14 protein-coding genes are annotated in these 17923 nt (G+C 34.9%); 9 read left to right on the top strand and 5 right to left on the bottom strand.

Features of this window, described 5'->3' with window-relative positions:
- Nucleotides 1–52: 52 nt before the first annotated feature.
- The 5 genes from CHB80_RS15185 to CHB80_RS15205 all read right to left on the bottom strand — a co-directional run bounded on the left by CHB80_RS15185 (nucleotide 53) and on the right by CHB80_RS15205 (nucleotide 7727).
- Nucleotides 53–4327, bottom strand: coding sequence for a T9SS type A sorting domain-containing protein (locus CHB80_RS15185; protein WP_089372351.1), 4275 nt, complete (start codon nucleotides 4325–4327; stop codon nucleotides 53–55).
- A 343-nt stretch (nucleotides 4328–4670) separates the two neighbouring features.
- Entirely contained in the window at nucleotides 4671–4955 is a 285-nt protein-coding gene (gene yajC / locus CHB80_RS15190; protein WP_089372352.1) for a preprotein translocase subunit YajC, read from the bottom strand.
- A 3-nt stretch (nucleotides 4956–4958) separates the two neighbouring features.
- Nucleotides 4959–5420 (bottom strand): DUF1573 domain-containing protein, encoded by a 462-nt coding sequence (locus CHB80_RS15195; protein ID WP_089372353.1) that lies wholly within the window; start codon nucleotides 5418–5420, stop codon nucleotides 4959–4961.
- Nucleotides 5421–5581: 161 nt separating this feature from the next.
- A complete protein-coding gene (locus CHB80_RS15200) occupies nucleotides 5582–6526 on the bottom strand; it encodes a transcription antitermination protein NusB (protein ID WP_089372354.1) in 945 nt (314 codons plus the stop codon).
- A 100-nt stretch (nucleotides 6527–6626) separates the two neighbouring features.
- Entirely contained in the window at nucleotides 6627–7727 is a 1101-nt protein-coding gene (locus CHB80_RS15205; RefSeq protein ID WP_089372355.1) for a Glu/Leu/Phe/Val family dehydrogenase, read from the bottom strand.
- 136 nt (nucleotides 7728–7863) lie between these two features.
- Between CHB80_RS15205 and CHB80_RS15210 the strand changes: the two genes are divergently transcribed.
- The 9 genes from CHB80_RS15210 to CHB80_RS15250 all read left to right on the top strand — a co-directional run bounded on the left by CHB80_RS15210 (nucleotide 7864) and on the right by CHB80_RS15250 (nucleotide 17923).
- On the top strand, nucleotides 7864–9615 hold the full coding sequence (locus tag CHB80_RS15210; RefSeq protein WP_089372356.1) for an ABC transporter ATP-binding protein: 1752 nt from the start codon (nucleotides 7864–7866) through the stop codon (nucleotides 9613–9615).
- A 76-nt stretch (nucleotides 9616–9691) separates the two neighbouring features.
- Nucleotides 9692–10084: a PUR family DNA/RNA-binding protein gene (locus tag CHB80_RS15215; protein ID WP_089372357.1), complete on the top strand. Its 393-nt coding sequence runs from the start codon at nucleotides 9692–9694 to the stop codon at nucleotides 10082–10084.
- Between the two features lie 202 nt (nucleotides 10085–10286).
- Nucleotides 10287–12800, top strand: a complete 2514-nt coding sequence (locus CHB80_RS15220; RefSeq protein ID WP_089372358.1) for a M14 family zinc carboxypeptidase — start codon at nucleotides 10287–10289, stop codon at nucleotides 12798–12800.
- A gap of 9 nt (nucleotides 12801–12809) precedes the next feature.
- The gene (locus CHB80_RS15225; protein ID WP_089372359.1) at nucleotides 12810–13298 is read left to right on the top strand and encodes a YdeI/OmpD-associated family protein; all 489 of its coding nucleotides are present in this window, start codon (nucleotides 12810–12812) and stop codon (nucleotides 13296–13298) included.
- Between the two features lie 81 nt (nucleotides 13299–13379).
- A complete protein-coding gene (locus CHB80_RS15230; protein ID WP_089372360.1) occupies nucleotides 13380–13970 on the top strand; it encodes a superoxide dismutase family protein in 591 nt (196 codons plus the stop codon).
- Nucleotides 13971–14080: 110 nt separating this feature from the next.
- Complete coding sequence (locus CHB80_RS15235) at nucleotides 14081–14581, top strand: hypothetical protein (RefSeq protein WP_089372361.1); 501 nt, start codon at nucleotides 14081–14083, stop codon at nucleotides 14579–14581.
- A gap of 6 nt (nucleotides 14582–14587) precedes the next feature.
- Nucleotides 14588–15181 carry a YdeI/OmpD-associated family protein gene (locus CHB80_RS15240; RefSeq protein ID WP_089372362.1) on the top strand — a complete coding sequence of 198 codons (594 nt, stop codon included), beginning with the start codon at nucleotides 14588–14590 and terminating at the stop codon, nucleotides 15179–15181.
- Between the two features lie 112 nt (nucleotides 15182–15293).
- Entirely contained in the window at nucleotides 15294–16544 is a 1251-nt protein-coding gene (locus CHB80_RS15245) for a metal-dependent hydrolase family protein (RefSeq protein ID WP_089372363.1), read from the top strand.
- Nucleotides 16541–17923, top strand: a complete 1383-nt coding sequence (locus tag CHB80_RS15250; RefSeq protein WP_089372364.1) for an amidohydrolase family protein — start codon at nucleotides 16541–16543, stop codon at nucleotides 17921–17923. The genes CHB80_RS15245 and CHB80_RS15250 overlap by 4 nt, the downstream gene beginning before the upstream one ends.

The following is a 17923-nucleotide window of genomic DNA, read 5'->3' on the forward strand; positions in this document are numbered from 1 at the left end:
AAAAAAAAGCCCCTATATGAAGGGGCTTTCCTACTATATAAAATTATTGAAGTTATCTTACGATTAGTTTCTTTACAATAGTTTGATCTTCACTTACTATCTGCATAAAATATACCCCTTTAGAAAGGTCATTTATAGAGATTTGTTGTGATTGATTAAAATTAGTAAGGTCTAATTGTTTTACTATTTGACCGTTCACATTAATAATAGTTGCACTCTCTAATTGTTTGTTTCCAGTATATCCTAATGTAATTTCTGAAGAAGCTGGGTTAGGGAATATTGAAATTTCATTACTCTCAATAACCACTTCTTCTGTACTTAATACTTCTCTCTCTTCAAATACAACAATAAAGCGATCTGGTTGGATTCCTTTTGATGCTGTAAATGTATATGGGGCATCTTTAAGGTTTGTTATGGTATTAAGTGTATTATCTATGATATATACAGGCGCATTTTCAAGTCCAACACCTTCTAAATGATCTATACTAATAGTATATGTTTCTTCAGTGTCTACTGTCGTTGAAAAACCTACACTTAGTTCCATTTGTGTATTAAATGCTTCACGTCCTTGTATTGCTAAATACTCTCCTTCTAAGTTTGTAAATAAGGAGATAAATGTTCCTAATCGTTGTGTATCATATCCATCATCATAACCTGCTGTAGCATCTTCTGTAAATCCTATTCCAATTTGCGATGTAGCATTCTCATAGGCAGAAGTAGTTAAGTTTAACCAAAGCTTATCAGTATTAGAAATACTTTCATTACTTCTAAAGCCATCATTGTTTCCAGTAACTCTCATGCTATTTGTAAATACAACAGGTGTATTACTGGCTGCTTCAGATTGTAATGCTTTAATACCAAATCCTTGTGCAGAAGACATAAACTGTCCAGGTGCTATTGGTCCTCCCATATTTACCGCTGCAGTTCCCATCATAGCATTTCTGATAGAAATATCATTCATAGAGAAATTACTAGTTCCTGGTCCTGGTAAGGTTGAGTTTGGATTGGTAATATGATCCCAATAATAAACCGCAGAAACAGCATCATTTGCATTAATAAAAGCAGTAACATCTATGGCTGATGCATATGGGTTTCCTAATAGATTATAATTATTTACAGTGGCAGGGCCATTATAATTAATAGGTACTGTAATGGTTCCTGAATTTAACGTGCCAGGATTCATGGCATCTTGTGTATACGTAAGTGTATAAGAACCATCACCAACATTAGGTGCTGGTTGAGGGAACACTAACTGCCCTATACCTGCGGCTGGCAATGCGGTACTTCCTGTTACTGGTAATAAGTAATCATTATCATCATCTAAGAAGTTTTCTGCACCTGCAAACTCTGGAAATGCCATGAGATCAATATCAAAAGGTACAAAGTTACTAGGTATAATACTAAAGACAGCTCTTGAGTTCCCATAAACTCTATCTCTTGCTTCTGCAGTGACAGGACTACTCATGGCTACATAATTACGATCATCTATAACCGGTGTAATTTTCTCAACAGTAATCGTTCCATTATTAAAAGTTTCTGCAGCTTCATTTACTTGAACCAGACTACCTTCATTAGAAATATCTAAGGTACCATTTACGGTAACATCATTTAATACACTTACAAAATTACCATCTTCTACAGTCAGTGTAGCTCCTGCATTAATAGTTAGTGTACATGCTGTAATATCACCTAGTCCCATATCTGCTGTATCATAATCATCAGCTATAATCGCTCTTACAGATGCTGTAGGAGCTCCATTATCCCATCCACCTGCAGTTGTATATGTTGTAGTCGTAGGACAAGAATCTAAATTTACTTGATACATTCCGTTACCATGTGTTCCTATAAGCATTACACCATCATCTGGACGATATACCAAACTACTCACTATGGCAAGCGCTACTTGGTCTGGAGATTCTAATGTCCAATCTGTTGTCGCAGGATTTGTACTTGAGTACAACCCTCTTGCTGTACCTACAAAATATCTAGTTTCACCGTCTGCATCTGTAATGGCTGCAGATCGTATAGAATGTACTGACAAGTTACGTTCTGCAAGCGTCCATGTAGGATTTGCAGCTGTAAGATTTGAAGTTATATAAATATTATTTATTCCATAGTTTGAATATACTACCATTCCTATATCAGGATTTGTAGGATGGATTGCAACACCACTCACTACTGAATTTGCTGCAGTAGAAGCACCAGAAGGAGTAATATTAACCGCTGTATTTAAATCTGTATTACGAGGGTTTACGTGTTTAAATACACCGCCATTTTGTCCACCTATCAAAGTAAAACTACTTGTAGTATATGTTCCTCTTGTAGAGGCCATACTACGTATATTTTGACTCGTAGATAAGCTTCCTATGTCAACCCATGAAGCTGAAGAAACTGTTGAAGTAACCGTAGCAGCATTAAGCGCTCTATAAATAGTAGTACCATCTGCATAATACAATGTATTGGTATCTGGATCAAGGTAAAAGTATGTCACAAAAATACTACTAGTTGTTCCTGTAGGTCTAACATTTGCAAAAAAAGCACCAGAGTTTCTAAATGTAAACATATCTCCTCCTTGTGCGCCAAAATATAATTGAATATCATTTAAATTAAGAGCTCCGTTACCAGTTCTTCCTATCGCAGCTGAAACACCATCTCCTCCAAAAAAGTCAAGATGTTCTGTACTACTACCTACACCTGTAAGAGCTGCTGCACCACCAAGTGACGTACCATTATCCTGTGCACCTCCTATCACAAAATCTGTTCCTGCTAAAGGATCCATCCCCACGTGATAGTATTGATAGGTTTGATAGTTATTATTAAGTGTAGTCCAACGAACCGTACCTGAAGTGGCATCTGTCGTGTGTACACCACCATCAGTTCCTGAAAGTAATGTGTTTGCATTAAAAGGACTAAAAACTAGATCATGAATATCTGGATGGTGAGTATCTCCATCATTGGCAGCTGCATCTCCAGATCCATACGAAGCAAAACTAGTATTACTAATATATCCTCCTATACGTTCAAAAGTAGAACCTGTAACTATATCACTTATTCTATAAGCATTTGTTCCTCCTATAACGACAAAATCAGCATCATCGGGTTTTACACTTACTTCTAGATCATATCCTTGTTGTATAGAGAAAGGATCATTACCCCCTAAATCTCCTCCTGGTTCGTCAGGAAGTTTTCCTGAGAAATCTGTCCATGTGTCTGTTCCTAAATCATAGCGCCATAAATCTGCCTCTATTTGAATAGGTGGTAGACTTGTTGTTTGTCCGTTATTATAAAGTGCATACACTACATCTGTATCTGAAGGAGCTATTCCTAAAACAACTCTTCCAGTAGAGGCCCATCCTGTTGGTGATCCATTCTGCGCAATGCGTGTATAACTTCCTGTTCCTGTTGGCGAAGTATACACTCCGTTTTGAGCACTATTAATTCCTCCTACAGAAGCAAATACTCTACCTGTAGAAGTAATTTTAACATCTGTTTCTTGAGCAGAAGATGCATTTACTTCTAAATTAAAGTTAGTTCCATCATATCTGAATATCCCTTGAATCGCTGCAACAAATAAATCTCCTGTAGTTGGATGTACAGCTAACGAATTAATAATATCAAAATTAGAATCAAATACTTCAAAAGTTGAATCTGTTCCAGGTATTTGAGTCCAAGTTTGTCCACTATCTGTAGACCTCCAAATTCCCTGTCCTAAATAAAAGGCATCTCCTAAAGAAGCACTATTCCCAAAAACTTCTCCCGTTCCATAGTACCAGATGTTTTGAAATCCTACCCTAGGGTCTTGCGCAATAGCAGTCACATTATGGATCTCATCATTTGCAGATACTTTTGTCCAAGACGCTCCTCCATCTGTAGTTCTAAACATTCCACTACTTACACCACCTGCAAGCATTGTATTTCCTGTATTGTCACTGAGGTCTACCGCTAATGCTCTTGTACGTCCTCCTAAATTAGAAGGTCCTCTTGATTCATAAGGAATTGTAAAAGCTCTTGAATCTGAACTTCCAGACAAACTATTAGATTTTTCCCTCATTGCAGCTTCTAGCTCTAATGCTTTTTCTTCTCTTGGTATTAATCCGGTTGCAGGATTTTTTTGCATATCAAACTCAAACTGAGCTCTCTGCTCGATGGTACGTCTTTTTTCTTCTAGAGACTTCTTTTCTTTCTTCTTTTCTTCTAAAGATGTCAATGCCTCTTCCTGAGTTTTCTTATTGACTTCTGGTCTAGATTCCGTCTCTCCATCATAAAAAAACAGAAAACAAAATATCCCAAGAAGAATAACTGAAATGGTTAGTATTTTTTTATTCATAATTAAGTTAGTTTTAGAGTTTAGGGGGAGGTTTAAAAAAAATGATTTGATTTAAATTATATAAATCTATACCTAATACTAAAATGATATAGAGGTATGTAAAGTTTAACTGGCTAAAAATACATATTTTTTTCAAAAAAATATCGACAAAAAGCATTAAATACCGACAAAATACATAATTATATTTTGAATAAAACACCAAAAACATAAAAAATTTACACAATACGCTTAAAACCAATATTTTAAATAAATAATCAAAATCTTAATATAAATATAATTTTATAGCACAAAAAAAGAGCTATCTGTGACAGATAGCTCTTTTTTTATGTTGAGTAAAGTATACTTATTTTTTTGAGACTACAGGGGTATTTAACTTGCTACTCATTTCTATAGAAATAGCAGATCTTTCAAATTTCATTTTTCCAGCTCCAGTTTCTAAGACAAACGTAGTGTCATTTAATTCTAGAACTTTCCCGTGTAAACCACTTTTGGTAATTACTTTATCACCTTTTTTTAGGGCTTTATCAAAAGCCTTTTCTTGCTTATTTTTTTTCTGTTGAGGTAGTACTATAAAAAATATAATAAATACCGCAAATAGCAAGATGGGTCCTAATAATTCAGTGCTCATATATTATTTACTAACTCCAGCGTTTGGCGCATTTACAAAAGCTTTAATACGTAAAGTTTCTGTTCCTTTTTCTGTATTAGCTTTAATCGTAATTGTTTTAGTAATTGCGTTTGTACCACTAGCGTTATACTTTACTAATAACTCACCTTTTTCTCCTGGTGCAACTGGATTTTTAGAATACTCAGGAACTGTACATCCACAAGAACTCTTAGCATCAACAATTACTAAAGGAGCTTTTCCTGTATTTGTAAAAGTAAATTTATGCTCTACTGGGTTTCCTTTGTCTATAGTACCAAAATCGTATTCAGACTCATCAAAAGTCATTACAGGGAATTCAGTTGCTTGAGCATCACGTGCTGCAGCTACTTCTACATTGTCTTCTTTTACTTTACTTGTTGCATCTTCTTTACAAGATGTAAAGATCATAGCAGTTAGTACACCTAATACTAGAATACCTTTTTTCATTATTTTATAATTTTAATTAATATAGTTCAACCACAAAAGTACTAAAAATACTTATAAACTAAAGTTAAGATAATTAGTTTATGATTCTATTAAATATTGAAGCAAAAAACAAATTAAGTCACTAAATATCAATAATTTAAATTCTAATTTTATTAAAATAATTACTTTAGTCCTCTTCCTTCTTTCTTAAATTTATTGGTTTTTTCGTATTCTTTAACCAACTTATCTAATATTCCATTAATGAATATACTACTTTTAGGAGTAGAATATTCTTTGGCAATTTCTAGATATTCATTAATAGTAGCTTTGACTGGAATGGATGGAAATTTTAAAAATTCACATAATGCCATTTTAATAAGTACAAAGTCTACATCGGCGATACGTTCTTTATCCCAATTTGGTGTATTCTTTTCTATCTCTGCGCTTAAAAATGCGTTGTTACCAAAAGTTTGTTCCAATAATTCTATACTAAATCGTTTATCATCTTCATTTTTAAATAAACTAGGAAGAAATAGACTTTCTGGCGAATTTGGTTTTACTTTTTGTAATCGTTTTAAAACAGTCATATTTACAATAGGAAGGTCATCCAACCACGTTAACCTGCTGTCTTCTATATAATCGTACAGCTTATCGTTTGGTGCGATTAACTCTGTATACCATTGTATAATAAAATCTTTTGCACTTTTAAAATCAGTTGTAGGATCATTCATGTATTTCTCATAAAGATCACTTGCGATGAGTTCATTAAATATGACAGCTACATACTCATCATCCATGCGCCAATTTTTCAATTTGCGCTTATCTAGTTCGTCCTGTAACAAAGCATTTTCACTTAGTTTTACAAGAACTTCATTGGTAATAAATTTTTGGTTTGGATTCTTCTCTTCTTCGGTAGCAAGGATTTTTTTAGATAGTTTTTCTGAGTGCGCTTTCGCGAAAGCGTGTACCTCCACCATCATATCTAGCATCAAAAGATACAGGTTATATACCTGTGCTATACTTTCGTTTACAAATTTACCTTCTACTTGGAGATTGTTATTCTCCTTGCATCCCATTGCATAAATGGTTTGCATCACCTTCACTCGAATGTGTCTTCTATTAAGCATAGCTACAAAGAACTTTTTTCTTTTAAATAAATTAAAAAAGGGATTTTACCTTTTTTTGATAAAATCCCTGCGAAAATACATATTTTTAATAGTAGTATACCTACTTATTTTCATTTTTACGAGCCTCAATACGTTCTACTGCAATTTTAAGTGCAGCTTGATGTGTTGTAATGTGACTAGTTTCGGCAGTACGCAAGATTTCTAATGTAGTATCATAAATATTTTCTGTCTTACGCATGATCTCTTGTTTACCGTAATTTTCAAGCTCTGCATATACATTAATAATACCTCCTGCATTAATTAAGAAATCTGGAGCATATACAATGCCTTGTTTCTGTAATAAAGCACCGTGAAGATTTTCATCTGCAAGTTGGTTGTTTGCTGCTCCCGCAATAACTTTTGCTTGTAATTTTTGGATTGTATGATCATTAATAGTAGCTCCTAGTGCACATGGCGCATAGATATCTACTGGGGTATTATAAACATCATCTCCTCTATAAATTTCTGCTCCATATTTAGCACTTACTTCTTCTAAACGTGCTTCATTAATATCACTTATAATTACTTTTCCTCCTTCATTAGTGATATGCTCTACAAGTACTTCTCCTACATGCCCAATACCTTGTACAAGCACCGTACGTCCTTCTAGATTATCTGATCCATAAGCATATTTTGAAGCAGCTTTCATCCCCATAAAAACTCCATAGGCTGTTATAGGTGATGGATTTCCAGCGCCTCCTTTACTCTCAGAAATTCCAGTTACATAAGGAGTTACTTCACGTACTAGATCCATATCTGCTGTTTCCATTCCTACATCTTCTGCAGTAATATATTTTCCACTAAGAGAATGTACAAACTCTCCAAAACGCTTCATTAGTTCTGGTGTTTTTTGAGTTTTAGCATCTCCTATAATAACTGCTTTTCCACCTCCTAAGTTAAGGCCTGTAATAGCACTTTTAAAAGACATTCCTCTAGAGAGACGAAGTACGTCATTAAGAGCATCCCACTCAGTTGCATAATTCCACATACGTGTACCTCCAAGAGCAGGTCCTAGAACTGTATTATGAATCCCAATGATTGCTTTTAAACCTGTATCTTTGTCATTGCAAAAAACAATTTGTTCGTGATCATTGAAAGAAAGCTGTCCAAACACTGGATCTGCTTTTTTTAGTTCTTGAGGTGTAAGTATATCTGCAGTCATAACTATATGTATAAAATGAATATTTTATCTTTTTACTAAAAAGATCGTGCAAAAATAACGAATAGTTCAATTTGTTAATGCAAAATTGACGTTAAAATGAGAATTTGTTAATAAAATAAGTATAGCCTATCCATACATGAAAGCCCTTAAATCTTTAAACCACTACTTTTTACGTTATAAATGGAGGCTTATTATTGGTATTTTTACCATCATTGCTGCTCGTTTTTTTGCAGTTACAGTAGTCACACTTGTTGGGAAATCTGTAAAAGTGATTGAAGCATACCTAAAAACTGAGATTACAACTACTCAATTTGAAAATGATCTTCAATACTATTTACTCTTATTATTAGGTGCTGTTTTTCTTTCTGGTTTTTTTACTTTCTTAATGCGACAACTTATCATTGTTGTTTCTCGATATATTGAAGCAGATTTGAAAGATGATATATATGCACAATACCAAAGATTATCGTTAGGGTTCTATAAAAAAAATAGAACTGGAGATTTAATGAATCGGATCAGTGAAGATGTAGGAAAGGTTCGTATGTACATAGGACCTGCTATTATGTATATGCTTACTGCCTTAGTGCTTTTTGCCACAGTGATACCTTATATGTATACTACAGCCACTAGTTTGACGCTATATACCCTTATTCCATTACCAATATTATCTATTGCGATTTATAAATTAAGTAGGGAGATTCATAAAAGGAGTACCATTGTTCAAGAATATTTATCAAAACTCACCACATTTACACAAGAATCTTTTAGCGGCATATCCGTGATTAAAGCCTACACTTTAGAAGGATACACCCAGCAAGGATTTACAAAACTAAGTGACGATAGTAAAAATAAAAACTTAGATTTAGTAAAAGTACAGGCATTCTTCTTCCCTTTAATGATCGGATTAATTGGTTCTAGTAACCTATTGGTAATCTACATTGGAGGAAATCAATATATCAATGATCAAATAAAACTTGAAACATTAATAGAGTTTATCATGTTTGTAAATATGCTTACATGGCCAGTAGCAACTGTAGGATGGGTTACATCTATTATCAAAGCGGCAGAAGCATCGCAAATAAGAATAAATGAATTTTTGAAGATTGAGCCTGAAATTCAAAATACTATAGAGACGAAAACCCCTATTCAAGGAGAGATTACATTTGACAATGTAAGTTTCACGTATGAAGATACGAATATTACAGCGCTTAAAAATGTATCTTTCTCTATTCAAAAAGGGCAAACACTAGCTATTATAGGACGTACAGGTTCTGGAAAATCTACTATTCTTGAGCTTATTGGAAGATTGTATGAAGTGACATCTGGAGAAATTCGTATTGACAATACCCCTATTCAAGATCTTAATCTAGATAATTTGCGTGCATCTATAGGATATGTACCGCAGGATGCTTTTTTATTTTCCGACAGTATTAAAGAAAATATCAAATTTGGAGCTCCAAATGCTACCGATGAAGAAGTAATTTCTTATGCAAAGGCTGCTGTAGTACATCAAAACATCGCCGAATTTAAAGAAGGATATGATACTATTTTAGGAGAAAGAGGGATTACATTATCTGGTGGTCAAAAACAACGAGTATCTATTGCTAGAGCACTCATAAGTAAGCCAAAATTAATTTTATTAGACGATTCATTAAGTGCTGTAGATACAGAAACTGAAGAGCAAATTTTAGAAAATCTTGATCAAACAAGTAAAAATACAACCACGATAATTGTAAGTCATAGAATTTCATCTGCAAAAAATGCAGATCAAATTATAATTCTTAATGAAGGACAAATAACGCAACAAGGCACTCATAATCAGCTTATAAAAGAAGAAGGATATTATAAAGAATTATATTTAAAACAGCTAGATGAGAAAGAAATGTAAAAAAAAATTGGGCGACATTCTTTTTTTTATCATTTTTGAGCTAGGAATTACTAAAAACTAAAACTACAAATTGACTATGGGTGATTATGATTCGAGGGATAATGAAGAAATTTTCTCAAAAGTATTAAGAGCTGGTAGAAGAACATATTTTTTTGATGTGCGCTCTACAAAAGCAGGAGACTATTACTTAACCATTACTGAAAGTAAGAAGTTTACAAATGATGATGGTTCATTTCACTTCAAAAAACACAAAATTTATCTTTACAAAGAAGATTTTTCTGGATTTACAGATATTTTAGAGGAGATGACTACCTACATTCTTCAAGAAAAAGGAGAAGAAGTTATAAGTGATCGTCATCAGACTAATTATCAACGTCCCGAAGCAGTAGAAGATAATGACGGAACTACAGATGAAGCAGATGCGCCTAATGCAGAAAGCTTTACTAATGTAAATTTTGAAGATATATAATAGATATCTCTTAATGTATAAAATGAAAAGCTCATCAGAAATTGATGAGCTTTTTTATTTAAAAGTGTCAATATCTTTTTTATTGATAATATACTTGTTAAAAGCATTCTAAACTTTAGTATACACAGGAAATTTTAGCTTATTTTTAACGTCTCTGGAATAAACCAAACAGATAACTCACTAATAACAAACCAAATACGTCATGCGTTTACTTTACGTTTTTCTTTTTTTAACAATTACTTCATCCTTTGCTCAAACTGGCAAAGTAGATATGTCTTACTATTTACCACAAGATGTTTCATATAACAAAGCAATTCCTACACCAGAAAGCGTGATTGGATTTGTACCTGGAGAATGGCATGTAAGTCATGACAAATTATCTGAATATATGCGCACATTAGCAGCTGCTAGTGATCGTATTACTATAGAAAACAGAGGAACAACCTTTGAAGGAAGACCTATTTTATTACTTACCATTACATCACCTGCTAATCATAACCGTATTGAAGATATACGTAAAGAACATGTAAAACTTACGGAAAGCGGAAGTGCATCACTCAGTACTTCAAATATGCCTATTGTAGTATATCAAGGTCTATCTATACATGGTAATGAACCATCTGGTGCAAACGCTGGTTTAGTTGCTGCTTACTATTTGGCTGCAGCGCAAGGAGCAAAAATAGATGCCTTACTAGAAAATACTGTCATATTATTTGATCCGTCATTTAATCCTGATGGCTTACAGCGTTTTGCCTATTGGGCAAATACAAATAAGAGTATCAATATCAATGCAGACCCTCAAGACCGTGAATATAGTGAGGTTTGGCCTGGAGGCCGTACCAATCACTATTGGTTTGACATGAATCGTGATTGGTTACCTGTACAGTTACCAGAATCTAGAGCACGTATTAAAACATTTCATCATTGGTATCCTAATATCTTAACAGATCATCACGAAATGGGAAGTAATGCTACTTTCTTTTTTCAGCCAGGAATACAATCACGCACACACCCACTAACACCAAAATTGAATCAAGAACTCACAAAAAAGATTGGAAACTATCATGCAAAAGCATTAGACAAAATAGGAAGTCTGTATTATACAGAAGAGAGTTTTGATGACTTTTACTATGGTAAAGGTTCTACCTTTCCAGATATCAATGGAGGTATTGGAATTTTGTTTGAACAAGCAAGTTCTAGAGGTCATGCACAAGAAACTGATAATGGTTTATTAGAGTTCCCATTTACCATTAGAAATCAATTTACAGCTATTCTATCTACACTAGAAGCTGCTCAAGGAATGCGTACAGAATTATTAGACTATCAAAAAGATTTCTTTAATAAAGCGCGAAGCGAATCTAAAGGAGGAGCATATGCATTTGGAAGTGAAAAAGATGCCGCTAGTGCCTACCACCTTGCAGAAATATTGAAAAGACACAAAGTTGAAATTCATGAAGTGAGTAATAGCTTTCGCGAAAGCGGAAAAGAATACAAAAAAGGCTACAGTTACATCGTGCCAAAAAACCAACGTCAGAGCAGGCTAATCAAAGCAATGTTTGAAAAACGAACAAAGTTTCAAGACAGTTTATTTTATGATATCTCTGCTTGGTCATTTCCGCTAGCATTTGGACTAAATATTACTGAAAATGCGTCTACTTCTAATGCAGGACCTGCCATTCAAGAATTGCAAAAGCGTACTCCAAATGCAGTAAGCAGAAGTACGTATGGGTATTTAATGGAATGGCATGAATACTATACTCCAAAAGCACTTAACAAGATTCTAAATGCAGGGTTACGTGCTAAAGTAGGTATGAAACAATTTAGCTTAGAAGGTAATTCATATGATTACGGTACCATCCTAATTCCAGTACAAAATCAAAAAATGAATGCCCAAGAACTTGCAGCTTTCTTAAGTGATGTTTCTAAAGAAACTGCTGTAGATATTACTGCCGTTGGAACAGGTCTTACAGAAGGAATTGATTTAGGAAGTAACCAGTTTAGAGCTTTAGAACCTGCAAAAGTAGCCATCTTAGTAAGTGGAAGAATGAATCCATATGATGCTGGAGAAATATGGCACCTATTTGACACGCGTTATGATATGAAAATCACCAAACTTGATGTAGATAATCTAAATAGAGCAGACTTAAGTCGTTATACAGACATCATTGTACCAGCATCTTACGGTAACTCATTAGATAAACCAAAAACTGAAAAACTAAAAACTTGGGTAAGAAATGGTGGTACACTTATAGGATATCGTAATGCAGCAAACTGGTTAGAAAGAAACAAAATGCTTAACATTAGTTTTGAAAAAACTAAAAATCCTGCAAATAATATCAGTTTTGAACAACGCGGTGATTTTAATGGAGCGCAAGTAATAGGAGGTGCTATTTTTGAAGCAAAGCAAGATCGTTCACATCCTGTAAATTTTGGATATGAAGATGATCGCATTTCTATGTTTAGAAATACAACCATTTTTATAAAACCAGATTCTACGAGCTACAGAAATCCAATTCAGTATACTAAAAACCCATTGCAATCTGGATATATCAGTAAAATCAACTTAAAAGCAATTTCTGAAACAAGACCATTTGTACATCAAGGATCAGGAAGAGGAGAGATTATCTTATTTACGGATAATACCAATTTTAGAGCCTTTTGGTATGGAACTAATAAACTGCTCATGAATGCAATCTTCTTTGGAAGTGAAATGTAAGTAATCGTTATGGCCACTAAAACTCCGAAATTCCCAGTACACATTTCAGGAACTCATGGGGTTTCTATTCCAGAAGAACATGCCATAGTATTCTTAGAAGCTGGTCAAAAACGAGTACAGGTGAAAGCATTTTTCAAAGATCATAGTATTGACTTTCATGGAGCCATACATAAATACCAAGGACAATACCTTATTAGTTTTGGGAAACGCTATCAAAAAGAATTAGGAGTCTTTCCAACAGATTTTTTTGAATTTCAACTTGTTGAAAATACTACAGAATACGGTGTTGAAATTCCTGAAGCTATGAAAGCAGTAATGGAAAGTGACCCAGAAGGTTTATCCTATTTTAAGAACCTTACTGATGGAAGAAAAAGAGGACTTATCTATTATGTAAAGCGTTTTAAAACAGAACAAACACAAGTAGATAAGGCATTAGTAATTTTTGAAAACTTAAAACGAGGAATTACTGACCCGCGAGAATTAATCAAACCTATCTAATATGATCCTTTGGGATCAATAGAAAAACCTGTATATTAGAGTCTATTTTTTAACCGAACCATTAATTTCAAAAAAAATCGCATGAAAACAAAATATATAGCTACTGCTATGATCGCTATGGCTTTATTTGCAAGCTGTAAAAATGATACTAAAACTACCGAAAAAGAGGTAGTGAAAGAAGTTGAAAAAGAAGTAAAAAAGGTTGAGGAAGAAGTTGAAGTAAAGAAATTAAAATTAGCTTTAGAATCTAAAAGTGATAGTAAAGCTACTGGAAGCGTTCTTTTTGAAGAATCTAATGGTACTGTAAAAATGATTGCTGCTATACACGGCTTATCAGAAGGTACCCACGCTATTCATATTCACGCTAAAGCAGATTGTTCATCTGATGATGGAAAATCAACAGGAGGGCACTGGAATCCTACAGCACAACCACATGGAGCATGGGGAGCAGCAGAAGGATATCACAAAGGAGATATTGGAAACTTTGAAGCAGATGCAAATGGAAATGGTCAAAAAACATTTTCTACAGATGAGTGGTGTATCGGATGTGGTGATGAAAAGAAAGACATTATTGGAAAAGCGATTATTGTACACCAAGGAACAGATGATTTAACATCACAGCCTAGTGGAGCTGCCGGAAAACGCATAAGCTGTGGAGGAATTATTATGTAATTCATAAACCATAAACAAATAGAAAAGGCCTTAATACAAAAGTAGTGTTGAGGCCTTTTTATTTAACCCAGATTATGATGGTGTATTTTTATGTATATTGAAATCTGATTATGAAGCATTTATTTTTAATATGGTTAGGGCTGTTTACCTTTTTATACATACCAAACGAATCTTCTTCTCTTACTATTTCTAAAGGCAAACAACAACAATATTTTCCCAAAGAACTCAAAAAGAGAGGAGTCTATTTAGGAATGCCATTAGAAAAATTAAAAAGAAAAAAGAAAGAAACACTAACACTGGATACTACTTCAGCTTTTAAAATAGAAGCCTCTGAACCCTCTACAACTGATACTATTGTTTCATACACCTACCTGTTTACAAAATCAGAACGTCCACTACTCTATCAAATTATTATTACCTACGCTTCTATGGAAGGATTGCATGATAGCGCCATCGCATTACTTGGCGCTCCAAATCACAATGAAGAATGGCGAGTTGACGCATCAGATATAAAAGAAGATTTCACCATGGGAATATGGACATTTGGACAAAAATGGGTCTATAGTAGCACCCTTAAAGGAAGTGAATGGGAAAAAGGATTTTCAAATTAAAATGATATGAATACAATTCCTGAATTATATTTTCCACGGGATATAGAATGGCGAGAATGGTTGCATGAAAACTATGCAAATTATGGTGGCATTTACTTAATCTTTTATAAAGTAGATACAAAAGTCCCTAGCATGCGCTGGGAAGAAGCTGTCAAAGTAGCCCTATGCTATGGCTGGATTGATAGTACTGTTAAAAGTCTAGGAGATGGAAAAAGAAGGCAATACTTCTGCCCTCGTAAACCAAAAAGTGTCTGGAGTAAGCTCAATAAAACCTATATCATAGATCTCAAAAAACAAGGACTCATTCATGAAAGTGGAAAAAAAGTGATCACTGAAGCAAAAAAAAATGGCTCATGGACAACATTAGATGGTCCAGAAAATGGCATCATTCCAGAAAATTTACAAAAGGCTTTCGATCAAAACTCTGTTGCTTTTGAAAATTATCAAAACTTTGCACCAAGCTATCGCAAAAGTTATTTATACTGGTTAAATCAAGCAAAACGAGAAGAAACACAACAAAAAAGAATACAAGAAATTATTCGCCTCTGTGAAGCAAATGAGAAATCTCGTGACGGGGTTTGGGGGCGAAAAAAGAAATAACTACTTAATAAAAATTGAGATAATAATAAATGAGATTTCCGCTTTCGGCACAGCCGAAGTTTATACTGAACTTAGTCGAAGTACGAAAGCGTACACAAAACGAATACCAGCTATGAAAAAAATAGGTTTTTTACTATTCACGTTATACCTCACACAACTTTACGCACAAACCACCTTACAACCAGATGCTGTTTTTGATGGAGAAACCCTCCATAAAGATTGGGTCGTGGTCGTAACAGATAGTATTATTACCTATACAGGTGTTTCAACTCCTGAAACAGATCGTTATTTTAGAATTCCACTAGAAGGCATGACACTCATGCCTGGACTTATAGAAGGACATTCACATCTTTTACTACATCCTTATAATGAGACCAACTGGAATGACCAAGTACTCAAAGAATCCCATACAGAAAGAGCGATACGAGCTACTGTTCATGCTGAAAATTCCTTATTAGCAGGTGTAACAACCATGCGAGATTTAGGTTCTGAAGGTGCTGGATATAGTGATGTTTACCTAAAGAAAATGATTGATGAAGGTGTTATTCCTGGCCCTCGTTTACTTGTTGCAGGACCTGCTATTGTTGCAACTGGAGCCTATGGCCCCAAAGGGTTTCACGAAGGGGTTACCGTTCCATTAGGTGCCGAATCAGCTAGTGGCACCACCGAAGTTATCAAAGCCGTTCGTAGACAAATAGGCAATGGTGCTGACTTTATAAAAATTTATGCCGACTATCGTTGGCGATCTGGAGAACCCTCGCAAGCTACTTTTTTACAAGAAGAGTTAGACGCCATGATTGCAGCTACAGAAAGTGCTGGAAGATATGCCGTAGCACATGCAGGTACACCAGAAGGAATGAAAAGAGCGATTCTTGCAGGTGTAGAAACGATTGAGCATGGAGATGGAGGTACCTTAGAAACTTTCAAACTCATGAAAGAAAAAGGAGTCGCCTTCTACCCTACACTTGCCGCTGGAGATGCCATTTCTCGATACAAAGGGTGGCGAAAAGGCATTGATCCAGATCCAGATCGCATTCGTACCAAGAAAAAAACATTTGCACTCGCATTACAATCTGGAGTTATTATTGGTTTTGGTGGAGACGTAGGTGTATATACCCACGGAGAAAACTACCGCGAGTTAGAACTCATGGTCGAGTATGGAATGACGCCCCTACAAACCTTAAAAGCCGCAACCTCTATCAATGCAAACGTATTCCACTTAGATAAACTAGGAACGATTAAAGAGGGCTTCTGGGCAGATCTCATCGCCGTTACTGGTGATCCTACCAAAGATATTACCGTAATGAGAAATGTCACCTTTGTTATGAAAAACGGAAAAGTATATAAACAATCAACGCCATGAGAGCCCTATATAAAATGACTCTAATTACAACACTATGTATGTGTATAGGTTGTAAAAAGGAATCACCAAAAGAGCCGTTTGATCTTGTCATATCAAATGCAAATATCATTGATATTGAATCAGGTGATATTACAAAACAAACACTCTATATCAATAAAGGAGTAATTGTAGAAACTACACCTGAGATGAAATCTAATTATATTGCTTTAAAACACATGAATGTTAAAGGCAATTATGTAGTACCTGGCTTTTGGGATAACCACGTACATTTTCGCGGAGGCGAACAACTCATTTCTCAAAATGAGAAATTCTTAGAACAGTATATTAAGTATGGTATTACAACGGTACGCGATGCGGGTGGTGATCTCACACCACAAGTACAACAATGGAATCAAGAAATTCAAAACAACCATCGCATGGGTCCTACCATTTATACATCAGGTCCTAAATTAGACGGTCCCAATGCCCGTTGGGAAGGTTCACTTCCTGTAGATTCTCAAGAAAGTATTACAAACGCATTAGACTCCTTGCAATCCCTAAACACAGATTATGTGAAGATTTATGATAGTACGCTTTCGCGAAAGCAATACCTGGATATTATCAAAACAGCAGAAACTCGTGATATGATCACTTCGGGACATATGCCATTTACCGTCGAATTACAGGAGGCTATTGATGCTGGATTGGATAATATTGAGCATTTATATTATGTCTTAAAAGGTTGCTCTTCTCAGGAAGCAGAAATCACCCAACAGATTATTGATGGCACGCTTGGTTTTTGGGGAAGTATGGAGCAGCTCATCGCGACTTATGATGAAACCACTGCACAGCAAACATTTGCACGTCTAAAAGCAAGCAATACCTTCGTTACGCCTACACTGCATATTGGTGATGTATTGAGTTATTTGGATGAAGTAGATCATTCACAAGATGCTTACCTTTCCCATTTGGAAGATGCGTTTATTAAAACCTATGAAGGCCGTAATAAAAGGGCTATAAACGCTTCCGCGAAAGCGAAAAAAGATAGAAAAGAATTGCAAATATTCTTTATCCAACTCACGAAATCCTTACACGATGCCGGGGTGCAACTCTTGGCGGGCTCTGATTGTGGTGCTTTTAATTCCTATACCTATCCTGGGCCATCACTGCATAAAGAGCTAGAACAGTTAGTTGAAGCGGGCTTAACTCCGCTACAAGCCTTACAGACTTCAGGGTATAACGGAAGCCAATTTTTACAAAAAGAAGGCTATGGCATTGCCATAGGTAATAAAGCCGATTTGGTGATATTGGAAAAAAATCCGTTAGAAAACATTAGGAATACACAAAGTATACGACATACCATCAAAAATGGGGTTGTATACACCATCTCCGAAGATTAA

Origin of the sequence: Dokdonia pacifica (genome assembly GCF_900188275.1) — a bacterium.
Taxonomy (GTDB): Bacteria; Bacteroidota; Bacteroidia; order Flavobacteriales; family Flavobacteriaceae; genus Dokdonia; species Dokdonia pacifica.